General features: G+C 71.6%; 12 protein-coding genes and 1 tRNA gene. 4 read left to right on the top strand and 9 right to left on the bottom strand.

From position 1 onward, the window contains the following. The first annotated feature begins 10 nt into the window (after positions 1-10). A complete protein-coding gene (locus G3I41_RS18860; RefSeq protein WP_164401385.1) occupies positions 11-805 on the top strand; it encodes an IclR family transcriptional regulator in 795 nt (264 codons plus the stop codon). A 237-nt stretch (positions 806-1042) separates the two neighbouring features. On the opposite strand, the gene G3I41_RS18855 is transcribed toward G3I41_RS18860, so the two are convergent. The 3 genes from G3I41_RS18855 to G3I41_RS18845 are packed head-to-tail and all read right to left on the bottom strand — an operon-like array spanning position 1043 to position 4474. Then, positions 1043-1900, bottom strand: coding sequence for an alpha/beta hydrolase (locus G3I41_RS18855; protein ID WP_164401384.1), 858 nt, complete (start codon positions 1898-1900; stop codon positions 1043-1045). Next, positions 1900-2886, bottom strand: a complete 987-nt coding sequence (locus G3I41_RS18850; protein ID WP_164401383.1) for a VOC family protein — start codon at positions 2884-2886, stop codon at positions 1900-1902. Before G3I41_RS18850 ends, G3I41_RS18855 begins: the two co-directional genes overlap by 1 nt. A gap of 40 nt (positions 2887-2926) precedes the next feature. Further along, positions 2927-4474, bottom strand: a complete 1548-nt coding sequence (locus G3I41_RS18845) for a bifunctional 3-(3-hydroxy-phenyl)propionate/3-hydroxycinnamic acid hydroxylase (protein WP_164401382.1) — start codon at positions 4472-4474, stop codon at positions 2927-2929. A 180-nt stretch (positions 4475-4654) separates the two neighbouring features. Here G3I41_RS18845 and G3I41_RS18840 point away from each other — a divergent pair, with 180 nt between their 5' ends. After that, complete coding sequence (locus G3I41_RS18840) at positions 4655-5344, top strand: helix-turn-helix domain-containing protein (protein ID WP_343242166.1); 690 nt, start codon at positions 4655-4657, stop codon at positions 5342-5344. A gap of 88 nt (positions 5345-5432) precedes the next feature. Here the strand turns inward: G3I41_RS18840 and G3I41_RS18835 are convergent. The 6 genes from G3I41_RS18835 to G3I41_RS18810 form a co-directional block, all read right to left on the bottom strand. Continuing rightward, a tRNA-Pro gene (locus G3I41_RS18835) sits at positions 5433-5506 on the bottom strand. A gap of 119 nt (positions 5507-5625) precedes the next feature. Continuing rightward, complete coding sequence (locus tag G3I41_RS18830; RefSeq protein ID WP_164401380.1) at positions 5626-7821, bottom strand: right-handed parallel beta-helix repeat-containing protein; 2196 nt, start codon at positions 7819-7821, stop codon at positions 5626-5628. Then, positions 7818-9284: a M1 family metallopeptidase gene (locus tag G3I41_RS18825; protein WP_164401379.1), complete on the bottom strand. Its 1467-nt coding sequence runs from the start codon at positions 9282-9284 to the stop codon at positions 7818-7820. Before G3I41_RS18825 ends, G3I41_RS18830 begins: the two co-directional genes overlap by 4 nt. Beyond that, positions 9281-10954 (bottom strand): extracellular solute-binding protein, encoded by a 1674-nt coding sequence (locus tag G3I41_RS18820; protein WP_164401378.1) that lies wholly within the window; start codon positions 10952-10954, stop codon positions 9281-9283. Before G3I41_RS18820 ends, G3I41_RS18825 begins: the two co-directional genes overlap by 4 nt. Before the next feature lie 45 nt (positions 10955-10999). Beyond that, entirely contained in the window at positions 11000-11860 is an 861-nt protein-coding gene (locus G3I41_RS18815) for a carbohydrate ABC transporter permease (protein ID WP_164401409.1), read from the bottom strand. Between the two features lie 82 nt (positions 11861-11942). Beyond that, positions 11943-12965, bottom strand: coding sequence for an ABC transporter permease subunit (locus G3I41_RS18810; RefSeq protein ID WP_164401377.1), 1023 nt, complete (start codon positions 12963-12965; stop codon positions 11943-11945). A 340-nt stretch (positions 12966-13305) separates the two neighbouring features. On the opposite strand from G3I41_RS18810, the gene G3I41_RS18805 reads away from it, so the two are divergent. Next, the gene (locus tag G3I41_RS18805; RefSeq protein WP_164401376.1) at positions 13306-14295 is read left to right on the top strand and encodes a hydroxyacid dehydrogenase; all 990 of its coding nucleotides are present in this window, start codon (positions 13306-13308) and stop codon (positions 14293-14295) included. Between the two features lie 95 nt (positions 14296-14390). Continuing rightward, positions 14391-15485: a LacI family DNA-binding transcriptional regulator gene (locus tag G3I41_RS18800; RefSeq protein WP_164401408.1), complete on the top strand. Its 1095-nt coding sequence runs from the start codon at positions 14391-14393 to the stop codon at positions 15483-15485. The last annotated feature ends 271 nt before the right edge of the window (positions 15486-15756 follow it).

The following is a 15756-nucleotide window of genomic DNA, read 5'->3' as shown; positions in this document are numbered from 1 at the left end:
AGGGAGAGCCGTGGACAAGCCGCTGAAGACGCCGCCGCCCTATCCGATCGCCAGCGTGGACCACGCGCTGCGGGCGGCGACCATCCTGCAGATGGAGGGCGGCGCGACCGTGGCGCAGCTCGCGGAACGCCTGGAGGTCGCACGCTCGACGGCTCACCGGATTCTGGCGATGCTCGTCTACCGGGACTTCGCGGTGCAGGGCGAGGACCGCGTCTACCGAGCGGGCCCGGTGCTGGAGCTGGCCGCCCACTCGCAGTCGCTGGTGTCACGGTTGCGCACGGTGGCCCTCCCCCACCTGAACCGTGTCGTCGATCTCCTGGACGAGACGGCGAACCTGATCGTCCGCACCGGGGAGACGGTGCGGTTCATCGCCGGCGTCGAGTGCCGGCAGGCGCTCCGGGTCGGCTCACGGGAGGGGATGGTGTTCCCCGCCCGCCGCACCACGGCGGGGCTCCTGCTGCTGGCCGAGCTGGACGACGAGGAATTGAAGGAGGTCTACGCCCCCGAGGGCGAGCGGGACCACCCGGCCGACCGGCCCGACCTCGCCCAGCTGCGCCAGGAACTCGTCCTCATGCGCCGCAACGGTTTCGCCGTCAACCGGGAGCGGTCCGAGCGCGGGCTCGTCGCCGTCGGCGTGCCGGTGCGCGGTCCGGACGGCACCGCGCTGGCCGGCCTGTCCGTCTCCCTGCCCAGTGTTCGCTACGACCCGCAGCGCCTGCGTTCCCTCGTCGCCACGCTGGACGCCGCGGCGCACGCCGTGGAGAGGGACCTGGGCGATCCGTCGACGGCCTCCGTCCGGGGGTGACGTGCCGGGCGTGCCGCCGCGGGCCCCCGGGGGCACCGGAGGCGCGCCTACGCGGACGCCCTGCCGCGGAAGGGTGCGGCAGGGCGTCCGGGGGCGTCGTCGGCCCGCCGTCCCACGTGCGGGACCCGGAGGTCGGAGCGGACGGTCGCCCCGCCCGCGGCCGACGCCGGGGCCGGGGGCAGCGCTCACGCGAGCCCCGCACCGCCCATGGCCGTCAGCGGACCGCGCCCCTGGGCGTCACGCGTCGCCGGGGTTCCCGCGTACGAAGTCGATGACCAGCCGGTTGAACTCCTCGGCGTGCTCGATCATCGCCCAGTGCCCGCAGCGGTTGAGCAGCACGAGCCGTGAGTCGGGGATGTTCGCCAGCAGGAACAGCGAGCTCTCGAAGGACACCACCCGGTCGTCGCGGCCGTGGATGAGCAGCGTCGGCACGGAGATGCCGGACAGCAGGGCCGGGTCCACCCAGCGCGGCAGCGGCGCCCCCTGCGGCAGCCCCGCCACGTAGTTGGCCAGGTGCTCGGGGCGGGCGAGCGCGGCCTGCGAACGGGCCTCGCACAGCTCGGGGGTGGCGAAGCGCTCCTTGTCGTAGCACATGATCTCGACGAGCCGCCGCATGTTCTCCGGGCTCGCGTCCCGGTACGCCTCGATGAGGACCTTCAGCCCCTCGGAGGGGCCGCCGCCCGCGCCGAAGAGGCTCGGCATGCGGCCGACCGGGGGGCCCATCGTGACCAGGTGGCTGATGCGGTCCGGGTGCTCCGTGGCCAGACGCAGCGAGGTCTGGCCGCCCATGGAGTTCCCGACGAAGGCGGCCCGCGGGATGCCCATCGCGTCCAGGAACTGGATCGCGGCGTCGACGTGGTCGAGCCGGTCCACGGTCGCGGCGTCGGACTCGCCCCAGCCGGGCATGTCGACGGCGTACACACGGAAGTGCTCGGCGAGCGCCGCTATGTTGCCGCTGAAGTTGCTCCAGCCGGTGGCGCCCGGCCCGCTGCCGTGCAGCAGCACCAGCGGGTGGCCCTCGCCGGCCTCGTAGTAGCGCAGCGTCCAGTCGCGGGTGGTGACGCTGCGGGCGGTGTCCTCCTTGACCAGTGCCATCAGCTCCGGCCTCCTTCGTGCACGTCGGTGCCCGGCGCGGCGGGCGCGGGCGGGGCGGGGGGTGTCGTCGGGGCGGGCGGGGCCGCGGCCAGCAGGCCCGCCACCGCGCCGGGCGGGCGGTGGCCCCAGCTGTGCAGCCGGTCGAGGGTGCGCACCTGCCAGGTGGCGTCGTCGATGACGAGTCCGCCCCAGCCGTACTCGACGGAGAAGCCGGACGGGGTGAAGACGTAGAAGCTGAACATCTGGTCGTTGGGGTGCATCCCCAGCGTCATCTCGAACGGCTGCTTGGCGTCCATGCAGCGGTCGTAGGCACGGCCCACGTCCCGGATGTCGGTCACCTCGACCATGAAGTGGTGGATGCGCTTGGTGGAGGGCATGTCGCCGAACGCGACCGTGTGGTGGCGGCCGTTGCAGTGCAGGAAGATCAGGTCCGCGACGATCCCGGGCGCCAGCTCCTCGACGATGATGTCGCTGATCCGGAAGCCCAGCAGGTCGCGGTAGAACGCCAGGTACTCCTCGCGGCCGACCCCGTGCGCCAGCAGCACGTGGTGTCCGGCGCCGCCCGCTCCCGTGACGAAGTCGCCGAGCAGCGAGGCGGAGGCGAACGGGGTGTCGGCGTCCGCGAGGCCCGTGACCAGTTCCAGGCGGTTGCCCATCGGGTCGGTGGTGGTGAAGACCCGCTCGACCCGGCGGACGGCGGCCAGTGCCGCGTCGCCCTCCTCGACCGGGAGCCCGGCCGCGCGCAGCCGGTCGACGAGGGCGTCGAGGGCGGCGGCGTCCTCGACCTCGTAGCCGCTGGCGACCAGGTCGTCGGCCGTGCCCCGGGTGACGATCCAGCGGTGCGCCTTCTCGTCGAGGCGCAGGGTGAGGCGGTCGGCGTGGCGTTCGCCGAGCTGCATGCCGAGCAGGTCGACACCGAAGTGCTCCCATTCGGCGAGGTCGCTGACCTCGTAGACCACGTACGCGAGTTCCTTGACTCCGCTCATGGGGTCTCTCCTTGAAGACGGGGGTGGTGTCGGACAGTCCCTAGGCGGGGACGGCGAGCCCGCTGGTGTCGGCGGCGGCGACGAAACGGTCCGGGCGCACGGCCACCGCGCGGACGCCGTACCGGCGCAGCCAGGGACCGAGCACGCCCTCCAGGTCGACCAGCTCGTCCGGGCCTCGGGTGTAGGCGTTCTGCGGGCGCACCGCGCGGTAGCGCGCGCCGAGCGCGTCCCACTGCCGGCGTTCCTCCTCGCTCAGCAGCGTCGCCGGGTCGACGTCGTCGCCCAGCAGCACGAACGCGTCGCCCAGCAGCTCGTCCAGCCGTGCCATCCGGCCCACGGTGTCGCCGACCACCGGTTGCGGGACCATGCGGCCGACGACGCTGGCATCGCCGAGCGGGCCGCGCAGCCAGCCGGCCTCCAGCACCGGCGGTGCGTTCAACGGCGGTTCGAACGGCGTGCACAGGCCCGGCGGCGGCGGCGCGTTCAGTGCGGCGCGCTCGTCGTCGGAGATCTCCTGCTTGATCACCCGGCCGAGCTGTACCGCGAGCGAGGTGTAGAAGGCGGCGTTCGGGCGGCGCTCCTCCTCGTACGTGTCGAGCCACGCCTCGGGCAGCCGTCCGGCGAGCACCCGGCCGAGCTTCCAGCCCAGGTCGTGCGCGTCACGCATGCCGCTCTGCATTCCGGCGCCCGCCCACGGCGGCATCAGGTGCGCGGCGTCGCCGGCGAGGAAGACCCGGCCCGAGCGCCAGGTCTGCGCCATGCGCACGTGGTGGCGGTAGAAGGCGTGCTGGTGGATCTCGACGTCGTCCTCGCTCACCCCCAGCGCCTTCAGCAGCGGCCACACCGCGGCGCTGGTGGGGAAATCGGCCTCGGTCTCGTGCGGCTTGAGCGGGATCTCCCAGCGGTGGTTGCCGGCCGACAGGGCGATGTCGACGACCGGGCGTTCCTTGTCCGTCCAGAAGGTGAGGAAGTCGCGGTCGGGCCACCAGCGCTTGACCCGGCAGTCGACGACCACCCAGGTCGTCTCGTTGGTGTCGCCGAGCAGCGGGATGCCGAGCCGCTGCCGGGTCGCGCTGCTGCCACCGTCGGCGGCGATGGCGTACCGGGTGCGGTGGCGGGCGACCTCGCCGGTCGCGGTGTCCGTCGTGGTGAGCGTGACGCCGGAGTCGTCCTGCTCGATCTCCGTGACCTCGGCGCCGTAGCGCACCGAGAGCAGCTCGCCCCGCTCCTGTGCGCAGGAGCGCAGTTCGCTCTCCATGGCCGGCTGGTAGATGTTGTAGAAGCGCGAGGTGGCCCCGAGCGTCGACGGCGGGTGCTCGATGCGCATCACCTCGTCGCCGTCGTAGGTCACCCAGCGCAGGGCCCGCTGCGGGTCGATGACCTTCTCGATGCGCTCGCCGATGCCCAGGCCCTGGAAGATGCGCATGGTCCAGTCGTTGACCGTGACGGCCCGTGCCCGCCCGTAGATGTCTCTGTCCCGTTCGAGTGCGAGGACGCTCGCGCCTTGCCGGGCGAGGGTCAGAGCGCCGACGACGCCTGAGGGGCCGTAGCCGATGACGGCGACGTCCGCATCGAAGTTCTGGGGCATGGCGGCCTCCTTGCCGTCCAAGTTTTGGACCGGTCGTTCAGTCCAATAGTGGGGACTGTCACATGGCTGAAACACGCCGGTCAAGGGCGGGAGAGATGGATTCCGCACAGCAGAATCAACGTGCGGAGCGGGCCCCGGTGCCTAAGCTGCGGCCGAAAGGACCCGGGTATGCTTCGCCGCGTGGAACCCAGGAGCGACGTGGAACCCAGGAGCGACAGGGCCGGCAACCGCAGGGGACGACGCTCCCGGGACGAGATCCTGGAGACCGCCTCCCGCCTCATGGCCGAGCGGGGATTCGCGGCGACGACGCTCTCGGAGCTGAGCCGCGCCTCGGGGGTACCCAAGAGCGCCGTCTACCACCACTTCCGCTCCAAGGCCGGACTGCTGTCCGCGGTGATGGAGCACGGTGCCTACGCGTTCTTCGCGGACATGGCACAGGCGCAGGCCCGTCCGCCGCGCGAGGGCGGCCACCGGGAACGGCTCGACTGGTACCTCCGGCGCACCGGCGAGGTCGCCCTCACCCACTCCGACTTCCTGCGGTTGCATCTCATCCTGGTCATGAACGCCGAGGTCGCGGACGCGGCGGAGGCGGCCGAGGTCGAGGGGATCATCACGCGGGTGCGACGGGACGGCCGCGCCCACATGAACCGCTTGATCGCCGACTCGTTCGCCGCCTACGGGGTCGAGGCCGCGCAGGCCGTCGCGGACCGGCTCGACTACTTCGCCATCGCCGGGTTCGACGGCGCGTTCGTCGCCTGGCAGGCCGATCCGTCCCGCTCGCTGACGGAGGCGATGAAGCTGCTCACGGACGCACTGGCGGGGCTCGGCGCATCCCTCGTGGCGGGGATCACGGACGGGGCCGCTTCTTGAGGGCCGGCCTCTGATCCGGTCCCGGAAACGGCCGAGGGCCGGTTTCGGATTTCTCCGAAACCGGCCCTCGGCCGACGACTGTCACCAGTCGGGACGACAGGATTTGAACCTGCGACCCCTTGACCCCCAGTCAAGTGCGCTACCAAGCTGCGCCACGTCCCGATGCCCGCCTGACCTGGGGTTTCCCCCTGGCCGAACGCGCATGAGAACAATACCGCACTTCATCGGGTGGTCACGAACCGCTTTCCCGTCGTCCGCCCTCCGTGTCCGGGTGGGCACGCTCAGTGGACCAGTACCTGGGAGAGGGCGACCCGGCCCGTGCCGGTCTTCACGACGCGGACCGTACGGGTGCGGCTGTCCAGGTCCACCACGGTGGGGCGCAGGGCCTTGCCGCTGACGTGGATCGTGGCGTCGTCGGTGACGATGTCGAAGCCGGCCGTCGTCGTGGAGGCGTCGTTCCAGACCTCTACCTGGCGGATGTGCCGGGTGGTTCCGAGGTCCACCTGCCACCAGGCGCCCGGCTCGGCGAGGGTGCGGGTGTCGGTGTTGGTGTCGGCGTCCAGGGCGAGCGCGGCAGTGGCGGTGCCGTCCGTCGAGGACTGGGCGGCCGTGCCGGTGCGCGCCAGGTCGGTGCGCAGCTGCTCGACCGGGCCGCCGTGGGCTCCGGCGCGGGCGGCGACGGCGAGGGCGGCGGCCGGGAGGCGGTCCAGGCCGGTGTGGTTGCCGGTCATGACGGAGCCGGTACCGCCGAGGGCGGGGGCGGCGGTGTCGGTCCAGTTGCCGCGCGCGGTGTTCCGGATGCCGTAGTCCGCCCAGTTGGACACCCACTTGTAGCCGATGCGGGTGATGACGTTGTTCTCGACGGTGATGTACGAGGACTGCTCGTCCAGGTAGATGCCGTTGCCGTCGCGCTCGGTGTTGCCGTACGCGGAGCGGTTGATGTAGTTGCCGCCGACGACCGTGCCGGGCTGGGCGCCCTGGGTGTAGATGGCGCCGCCGTCGTGCTGCTGCCGGGCGACCTCCATGACGTCGGTGATGCGGTTGTTCGTCACCTTGTTGTCCCGGAGCACGGACCTCTGCGCCTCGGGCTGGTTCCAGCCCCAGCCGACGGAGATCGCGGAGTACGGGAGGTGGTCCAGGGTGTTGTGGTCGACGGTGAGCCCGGCCTCGTAACCGGCCCAGATGCCGACCGCGTCGGTGTACTCGACGCCGGTGCGGCTGATGGTGTTGTACGCGACGGTGTTGCGCTCGCCGGCGAGTGCGGGCTCCGGCACGGGCTCGGTGTCGCCGACGTAGACCGCGCCCGAGGAGAGGTCGGTGAAGGTGGACCGGGTGAGCGCGCTGTCCTGGGAACCGGCCTCCAGGATCGCTCCGGCGCCGCCGAGGTGGGTGAAGCTCGCGGAGTCGACGGTGACCCGCCGGCCGCCGCGCACGGTGAGCGCGGCGGCCGGTTTGGTGTAGTAGCGGCCCGCGTGGTCGACGGGGCCGGTGGCTCCGGTCAGGGTGAGACCGGCCTGCATGCCCGCGTAGCCCTCGTCGGTGCCGGGCTGCCGGTAGGCCGCGTACGCGAAACCGATGCCGCTGACCGTGAGGTCGTGGGCGCCGTCGACGGTGAGCAGCTGTTCGGTGTGGGGGGTGACGGCCCGCGCGTGGCGCATGTTCTCGCCGTCGCGCGGGAGGTAGGTGACGGTGCGGTCGGTGGAGTTCCACACGAACTCGCCTGGCGTGTCCAGGAGTTCGGCGGCGTTCTCGAAGAACGCGACACCGCTGTACCGTGTGGAGTCGACGGCGGTGGTGTCCCATGCGGGGCCGGTGCGGTCGGTGCCGCTCGCGGAGTTGGTCCAGCAGGGCTGGGTGAAGGTGAGGGTGTCGCCGCTGACGCCCGCGATCCGGCAGTGGTAGTTGCGCCAGCGGATGCGGATGACGGCCTCTGCGTCGGTCGGGTGCGCCCAGTGGCCGATGCCGGTCGCGGTGGCACCGGTCATGCCGGTGGCGGTGGCGTCGCAGGTGGCGGCGGGGCACGCCTCGCCCCTGGCGCGGGTGGCGCGGCGGCCGTCCACGAAGAGCTGGCGTGGGGTGACACCGGCGGGCACGGGGGCGGTCCAGGTGCCGTCGGCGTTCTTCCGCCAGCCGGTGAGGTCCCGGCCGCCGGAGAGCACCGGGTGGGCGCCGGGGGCGGCGGTCCAGGTGGTGCCGGAGTCGGCGTGGCCGAGCTTCAGGGGCTCGTCGAGCCGGTAGGTGCCGTCCTTCAGGAGGACCCGGACGGCGCGGCGGTGCTCGGTCCGCGCCAGGTCGCGGGCGCCCTCCGGGGTGCAGGGGCGGGCGGCGGTGCAGGCGGAGCCGCGGCCGTCCGGGGCGGCGTACAGGGTGCGGGTCGCGGGCGCGGCTCCGGCGGAGGGGGCGGCGAGGAGGGCGGTCAGAAGGGCGGCGGTGGCGGATGCGGCGGTGGCTCGCAGGACGTTCAGGGGGCGGTTCACGCAGTGGCCTTCCAGTCGGGGTGGCCGGGCATGGGCGGGTTGACGGCTCCGAAGAGCCAGTCGCGCAGGAACGGGTCGAGCGAGCGGTCGCGGGTGGTGTCGACGGTGTGCCGGATGAACTGCTCCGAGGTGTACGTGGAGTCCTTGAACCGCCTCACCCACTCGCGCATGACCGTGTCGAAGGCGCGCCGGCCGATGCGCTGGTTCAGGGCGTAGAGGACGAGGGCGCCGCCGTCGTAGATGTTGGTGCCGCCGAGCGCCTTGGGCAGTCCGGGCGGGCCGTCGGCGGCGCGGACGGCGTCGAGCTTCTCGTACGTGGCCTTCATCTTGTCCGCGAGGACGGACCAGCCGCGCTCCTCGCCGTACAGACCGGCGTAGTACACGGCGGGGCCCTCGTTGAGCCATGCCTGCTGCCAGTCGTGCGGGGTGACGGAGTCGCCGAACCACTGGTGGACGAGCTCGTGGACCATGGTGGTCTCGTAGCCGGGCTGTCCCTGGGCGTTGGGCTTGAACCAGTTGGTGCCGAAGAGGGACAGCGTCTGGTTCTCCAGCGCGTCGGTGTAGCCGTCGTAGATGTGCACCCCGTAGACGGAGAACGGATAGCGGCCGAACTTCGCCTCCAGCCAGGCCAGATGGTCGGCGGTACGGGCGACGACCGGGGCGTACGTGTCCTCCTGGCCCCGGGGCACGATGTGGCGCAGGGGCAGGCCGCGGTGGCTGCTGCCGTACAGGTAGGTGCCCTTGACCACGGCGATGCCGATGAGTTCGGTGGCCATGCGCTCGCGGAGGGCGAAGTGCCAGACGGTGGAGCCGTCGGCGCGCGGGGTGCGGTGCGTCAGCTCGCCGTTCGCGGTGGCGACGTAGCCCTCGGGGGCGCTGAGGTGGAAGGTCCAGGTCGCCTTGTCGGAGGGGGTGTCGTTGCAGGGCAGGAAGGTGTCGGCGCGGGAGGACTGGGCGGCCGAGGCGAAGCCGCCGTCGCTGCCGAACCGCCAGCCGGTGAGGCCGAGCCGGGGTGCCTTGCCGTTGCCCCGGTAGCGGATCTCGATGGTGAACGCCTGGTGGTCGCGGATCGGGCGGGCCGGGGTGACGGTGAGTTCCTGGCCGCTCCGGCCTGCGGTGAGCTGCCAGGTGGCGGGGCGGCCGGCGACGGTGACGCCGTCGATGGTGTGACCGTCGGTGTCGAGGTTGAGGGAGGACAGGTCCTGGGTGGCCTTGGCGCTGATCTCCACCGTGGCGGTGAAGTCGTACGTCACCGGGGTGAAGTCGAAGGTCAGGTCGTAGTGGGTGACCTGGTAGCCGCCGTTGCCGAGGGTCGGGAAGAGCGGGTCGCCGACGCCGTCGGAACCGGGCTCCGGGTGGAAGCCGTGCGGCCGGGCGGCGGCGGGGGCGCCGAGGGCGGGGACGGTGACGGCTGCCGCGACCGCCGCGCCGCCGAGCGCGAGGACCGAGCGTCGGGTGCTCACTTCTTCCCCTTCTGGAAGGCTTCCTCGAACTCGCCGCGGGCCTTCTCGCCGCCCTTGGCCAGGTAGTCCTTGACCAGTTGGTCGTAGGCGGACATGGGCTTGCGGCCGGCGACGATGTCCTTGAGCACGTCGCCCTTGAGGGTGCCGAGGCTGCCGGCGCTCTTGGAGTCCCAGGTGGGCGAGGAGTACTGGAGGGTCGGGTCCGGCACCATCATCGGGATCATCTTGGTGAAGGTGTCGTGGACGTGGCGCACGCCCTGTTCGGAGTCGGCGCTGAAGATCGCGGGGACCGCGGACGCGGCAAACTTCCAGGGGACGGTGACGTCCTGGGTGCCCTGCTTGGTGAGGGCCGGGTTGCCCTTGTCGTCGCGGGTGAAGTCCTTGCCCTCGACGCCGTAGTTGATGAGGGTGTACTCCAGGCTGCCGAACGGGGAGGCCGCGAAGTCGGCGAACCGCAGGATCTCCTTGACGCGGTCGCCGGACGCCTTGCTGATGTGGGTGTTCTGGAGCGCGACGTTGTCCATCCAGGCGACGGCGTCCTTGCCGACGGGCACGAAGGGGCGCGGGTCGAACTTCTTGTCGATGGCCTTCATCGCGGCGATGTAGCCGACACCCGGCGCGAGGTACGTGGGCATGCCGTCGTAGACGTACGCGCCCTTGCCGTTCTTGAACATGTCCGTGTACTGCGCCTTCTGCGCCCCGGACATCTGGAGGGTGCCCGGGTAGTAGCAGCCGGCTTTGTACAGCGCGCGGGCCGTCTCGACCGCGGTGCGGTATTCCGGGGTCTCCAGGTCGAGGGTGAACTTGCCCGTCTTCTCGTCCAGCCGCCAGAAGTTGGGTGCTCCGGCGGACATGGCGAGCATGGTGGTGACGCCCGCGATGATGGCGTAGCGGTCCTCCTTGGGGCGGGTCAGCTCCTTGCAGACCTCGACGAACCGGTCCAGGTCCGTGATCTGGTCCAGGCTGGTGACGCCGACCTCCTCGAAGAGGTCGTGCCGGTAGACCCCCGCGCCGGCGGTGCCGGTGCGGGCGATCGGGATGCCGTAGAGCTTGCCGCCGAAGATCGCGCCCTGCCAGGCGCCCTTCGGGATGGCGGCGAGATTGGGGTAGTCCTTGATCGCGTCCCCGGCGAGGTGCGGGGTGAGGTCGGCGCACTTGGCCTGGAGGAAGGCGGCCTTGTTGTCGACGCCGCCGCTCTCCGGGTACATGAAGAGGTCGGGCAGGCTGTCGCTGGCGACCATCGTGGAGAACTTGGTGCCGTAGTCGTCGGCGGGGACGGCCGTGATGTCGACCTGGCCGCCGAGCAGCTTCTCGATCTCCTGCCAGGCGGCGTTCTTGCCGCGCGAGGGCGGCGGCGGGGAGAAGGTCTCCATGGCCGCGCTGATGGGCTTCGCGCCCTTGAGCGGGGTGGTCTTCGTGGCCCGCAGCGGCTTGGCCGGGTAGCTGAAGAAGCCCTGCGGGACGCCGGCCGCGGTGCCCTCCAGGTCGGGCTTGAGCCCGATGTTGCGGACGGCGCTGCGCGGGAGCAGGGACGCGCTCTTCGCCTCGGCCTTCGCGGTCGTGCCGCCGTCGCCGCAGGCGGCCAGCAGCGGGGCGGCCGCCAGTCCGAGACCGACGCCGGCACCCAGGCGGAAGAGTGCTCTGCGGTTGACGGGGGTGGAGCTCGGCACCTGGATCTCCTTGGAAGAAGGGAAGGAAGGAATGGAGGGCGGCGGTCAGCCCTTGACGGCGCCGGTGAGCACGCCCTTGGTGAAGTAGCGCTGGAGGAAGGGGTAGACGCAGAGGATCGGGACGACGGCGATGACCAGGACCGCCATCTGCACGGCCTGCTGCGGGGCGAGCACTTCGCCCGCCGAGGCGGAGTCGAGGCTCTGGCCCTGGAGGACGTAGGTCCGCAGCACCATGGGCAGCGGCCACTTGTCGGAGTCGTTGAGGTACAGGAGCGAGTTGAAGAAGGCGTTCCAGTACGTCACCGCGTAGAAGAGGCTGATGACGGCGAGGACGGCCTTGGACAGCGGCAGGACGATGCGGACCAGGATGCGGAAGTCCCCGGCGCCGTCCACCTTGGCCGCGTCGTACAGCTCCTCCGGCAGGTTCATGAAGAAGGAGCGCAGGACGACCAGGTTGAAGGCGCTGACCAGGGTGGGCATGACGAGCGCCGCGTAGGTGTCGTACAGCCCGAGTCCCTTGACCAGCAGGAAGTTCGGGATGATGCCGGCGTTGAACAGCATGGTGAACAGGGCTGTCATCAGGATGAAGCGCGAGCCGGTGACCTCGCGCCGGGAGAGCCCGTACGCCATGCCGACGGTGACGAGCAGACTGGCGAGGGTGCCGAGCACGGTGATGCCCACGGACACGATCAGGGCCCGGCTGACGACGCCGCCGGTGAAGATGGTGCGGTAGGCGTCGAGGGTGGGGTGGTCCGGCCACAGGACGAGGCCGGAGCTCCTGATGATGTCGGTCTGCGAGGCGAAGCTCGTCCCGATGACGCCGACGAGCGGGTACGCGACGGCGAGGACGACCACGACGACGGCGACGGCCTTCGCGGTCTGACCGATGCGGGTCGGGCGCTCCATCCACGGCGGACGGCCGTCGGACTTGCGGGCGGGGGCGGGCGGGGGCTCGGGCGCGGTGGTCCGGGCCGTGGCGCGCGTCTTCTCAGCGGTCAGCACCGCGGTACACCCCTTCGTGGCCGAGTCGGTGGGCGAACTTGTTGGCGCCCAGCACGAGTGCGGTGCCGATGACCGCCTTGACGAGTCCGACGGCGGCGGCGACGCCCCAGTCGTTGTCCCTGATGCCGTGGTAGTAGACGTAGGTGTCGAGCACCTCGCCGGCGTCCGGACCGACCGCGTCGCGCTGGAGCAGGATCTGCTCGAAGCCGACGGAGAGGATCTGCCCGAGGTTGAGGATGAGCAGCAGGATGAGCACGGGCGCGATGCCCGGCAGCGTCACGTGCCACAGCCTGCGCCGGGGCCCCGCTCCGTCGATCGCGGCGGCCTCGTACTGCTGCCGGTCGATGTTGAGGAGGGCGGCGAGGATGATGATCGTGCCCCAGCCGGCGTCCTTCCAGGCCACCTGGAGGGTGAGCAGCCAGGGGAAGGCGTCCGGGTCGCTCATCATGTCGTAGCGGGGCAGGCCCATGCTGCCGAGGACGTCGGGCAGGACGCCCGCGCCGCCCAGGATCTGCTGGAAGATCGAGACGATGATGACCCAGCCGATGAAGTGCGGCAGATAGACGACGCTCTGCACGAAGCGCCGGATGCGGTCGCTGGCGATGCTGTTGAGCAGCAGGGCAAGGGCGACGGGCACCGGGAAGAAGAACACCAGCTGGACGAGGGCGATCTCCAGGGTGTTGAACGTCGCGCTCCAGAAGGCCGGTTCGCTGAACGCCGCGGAGAAGTTGGCGAAGCCGACCCAGACGCTGTGCATGTACCCGAGGTACGGCTGGTAGTCCTGGAACGCCACCACGTAGCCGAGCAGCGGCACGTAGTGGAAAACGATGAAGTAGAGCAGGCCGGGCAGGGTGAGCAGCAGCATCACCCGGTCGCGTTTGAGGCGCTGTCCGAGCGTCAGCCGGTGCGGGGCGGCGAGGTTCGGGCCGGGCCGCGGGGCAGGCCCCTCGGCCTGCTTTCGCCGCGTTCGCCGCTTTTCGCGCGGCAGCGGGGGTGCTGTGTCAGCCATGGTGGGTCCTGTTCGGCTGGGTGGCGCGTGGTGTGCCTTCTGCGGCGGCAAGTTAGTAAGCGGTTAACCCAAGCGTCAAGGGATCCGCACGAACGTCTTCGCCGGTCGTCGATCTTCGAGGCGATTTCCGGGGTAGTAAATGTGAACAGACCACCCGCAACGTCTCATTTCGGCAGGTCGAGCGCTTGACGGTCGGCCATCGACCTCCCTAGCGTGCCCGTCACTCGATAGAACACGATTACTATCCGGAGGCAGGGTGCGAACCACCGAAGAGGCACCGGCCCGTTCCGGTACCGAGGCAGCGGAGCCGCCCGGGCGGCGTCCGCGCACGGTTCTGGTCATGAGCACGGGCCTGCTGGACGACGTCTTCCCACCCGCCGTCCGGTCGCGTCTCGAGGAGACCGCCGAGCTGCTCGATCCGGCGGTGATCAGCGAGTTCGACTCGCCGGCCGCCGCCCGGGCGCTGTCCGAGGCGGAGGTGCTGCTGACCGGCTGGGGCTGTCCGCCGGTGGACCCGGCGCTGCTGGACCGGGCGCCCGCGCTGCGGGCCGTCGTCCACGCGGCCGGTACGGTGAAGACCTTCCTGTCACCGGCCGCCTTCGACCGCGGGATCGTCGTCTCCTCGGCCGCCGCGGCCAACGCCGTGCCGGTGGCCGAGTACACCCTCGCGGCCATCATCATGGGCGCCAAGCGCGTCTTCCCGCTCGCGGGCCTCTACCGGACCCGCCGCACCCACCGCACCGCCGCCGACCTGGACCGCCACCACTGGCTCGGCACCCACGGGCTGACCGTCGGCGTGGTCGGCGCCTCCCGCATCGGACGCCGCGTGATCGAGCTGCTGCGGACGGCACTGGACGGGGACGTCCTGCTCCACGACCCGTACGTCGGCGCCGCCGAGGCCGCCCTCCTCGGCGTGACCCCGGTCGACCTGGACACCCTCGTGGCGACGAGCGACGTGGTGACCCTGCACGCCCCGGACACACCCGAGACCCGGAACATGATCGACGCCCGCCGGATCGGACTGATGCGGCCCGGGACGCTGCTCGTCAACACCGCGCGCGGCCCGCTCGTGGACACCGAGGCGCTGACCGGGCACCTGGTCAGCGGCCGGCTCGACGCGGTCCTCGACGTGACCTCGCCCGAGCCGCTGCCGGCCGGCCACCCCCTGTGGGACCTGCCCAACGTGTTCCTGACCCCGCACCTGGCGGGCGCCCAGGGCAACGAGGTGGGCCGGCTCGGCGCCCTCGCCGTGGACGAGCTGGCGCGTTACGCGCGGGGCGAGCCGTTCGGGCACCCCGTGCACCGGGCCGACCTGGGGCGGATCGCGTGACCGCCCTTCCGCCGCGGGCTCCGGCGACGCGGCCGGCCACGCCCGCCACGGCACTAGGCTCGTCGTCACACAACAGCCTTCAGGGGGTGAGCCGGATGCGCCGGCAGAGCACGGCCGGGGACGGACAGCGGCGGGCGACGGTCACCGACGTCGCCCGGCACGCGGGCGTCTCGACGGCCACCGTCTCACGGGTCCTGAACCGCAACTACCCCGTCGCCGAAGCGACCCGGGAGCGCGTCGAGTCCGCCATGCGCGAGCTCGGCTACGTGGTCAACGCGCACGCCCGCGCCCTGGCCGGCGTCTCCAACCGCACCGTGGGCATCATCGTCAACGAGGTCATCGACCCCTTCTACGCGTACATCGCGCGCGGTGTGGAGCGGGAGGCGGCGCTCGGCGGACGGCTCTGCCTGGTCTGCTGCACCCAGGGCGACCCGCAGCGCGAACTGGCCTTCATCGACCTGATGCACGAGCGCCGGGCGGACGCGGTCGTGGTCGTCGGCGGCTCCCTCGCGGACCGCGGCTACACCGCGGAGCTGGCCCGCCGGGCGCGCGAGCTGGACGCGGGCGGCTCGAAGCTGGTCCTGTGCGGCCGGCCCCCGCTCGGCGAGTCCGCGCCGACCGCCGCCGTGGAGTACGACAACGAGGGCGGCGCCTTCGCGATCACCGACCACCTCCTGATGCAGGGCCACGAGCGCATCCTCTACCTGGGCGGGCCGCCCAAGCTCTCCACCACCCGCGACCGGCTCGCCGGGCACCGCCGCGCCCTGGAGCTGCGGGGCGTGGCCATCGATCCCGAGCTTGCCCAGCCGGGCGCCTTCAGCCGTGGCTTCGGGTACCGGAGGATGGCCGAACTCCTGCGGGGCGGTCCCGAGTTCACTGCCGTGTTCGCGGCCAACGACATGGTCGCGGCCGGTGCGGCGCAGGCCCTGGAGGAGGCGGGCGTCCGGGTTCCGAAGGACGTCTCGCTGGTGGGGTACGACGACATCCCGGTCGCCCAGGAGCTGCGCCCCCGGCTGACCACCGTCCATGTGCCGCTGGAGGAGATGGGGCGGCAGGCGGTCCGGCTCGCCGTGTCCGGCGGGGACGAGGACGACTGGCGGGAGCCGACCACCGGCGCGCTGCGACTCGGCACGCACATCGTGGTACGCGATTCCGTGGCGCCCCGGTCCGGCAGACCGCTCCGGAAGTGACCGGTTACTTCCCGCCTGTCCGCAGTTGGCCATAGAAAATCACAGTAACTTCCCGACCCCTCTTGCGGCTCGACAGCAACCGCTTACATGCTGACGGAGCACCCCCACCGTTCCGCACGCCTTCGCCCCTCGTTCATGACTGCAGGGAGAGTTCCGCATGCGTCAGCACACCCCCTCGCACACCCGCTCCGCCACCCCGGCCGCCTCCCCCGCCCCCGGATCCGCCTCCTCCGTGGGCCGCCGCGCCGTCCTCGGCGCGGCGGCGGGCGCG

This window comes from Streptomyces sp. SID9727, assembly GCF_010550605.1.
GTDB lineage: Bacteria > Actinomycetota > Actinomycetes > Streptomycetales > Streptomycetaceae > Streptomyces.
The sequence above is the reverse complement of the archived record's forward strand: the minus strand, read 5'-3'. Positions and strand labels throughout refer to the sequence as shown.

Excerpts from the sequence above, each read along its gene's own strand:
- G3I41_RS18800 (WP_164401408.1), top strand. The coding sequence starts at position 14,391 with ATGCGCCGGCAGAGCACGGCCGGGGACGGACAGCGGCGGGCGACGGTC.
- G3I41_RS18810 (WP_164401377.1), bottom strand. The coding sequence starts at position 12,965 with ATGGCTGACACAGCACCCCCGCTGCCGCGCGAAAAGCGGCGAACGCGG.
- G3I41_RS18805 (WP_164401376.1), top strand. The coding sequence starts at position 13,306 with ATGAGCACGGGCCTGCTGGACGACGTCTTCCCACCCGCCGTCCGGTCG.
- G3I41_RS18850 (WP_164401383.1), bottom strand. The coding sequence starts at position 2,886 with ATGAGCGGAGTCAAGGAACTCGCGTACGTGGTCTACGAGGTCAGCGAC.
- G3I41_RS18815 (WP_164401409.1), bottom strand. The coding sequence starts at position 11,860 with ATGGAGCGCCCGACCCGCATCGGTCAGACCGCGAAGGCCGTCGCCGTC.
- G3I41_RS18855 (WP_164401384.1), bottom strand. The coding sequence starts at position 1,900 with ATGGCACTGGTCAAGGAGGACACCGCCCGCAGCGTCACCACCCGCGAC.
- G3I41_RS18845 (WP_164401382.1), bottom strand. The coding sequence starts at position 4,474 with ATGCCCCAGAACTTCGATGCGGACGTCGCCGTCATCGGCTACGGCCCC.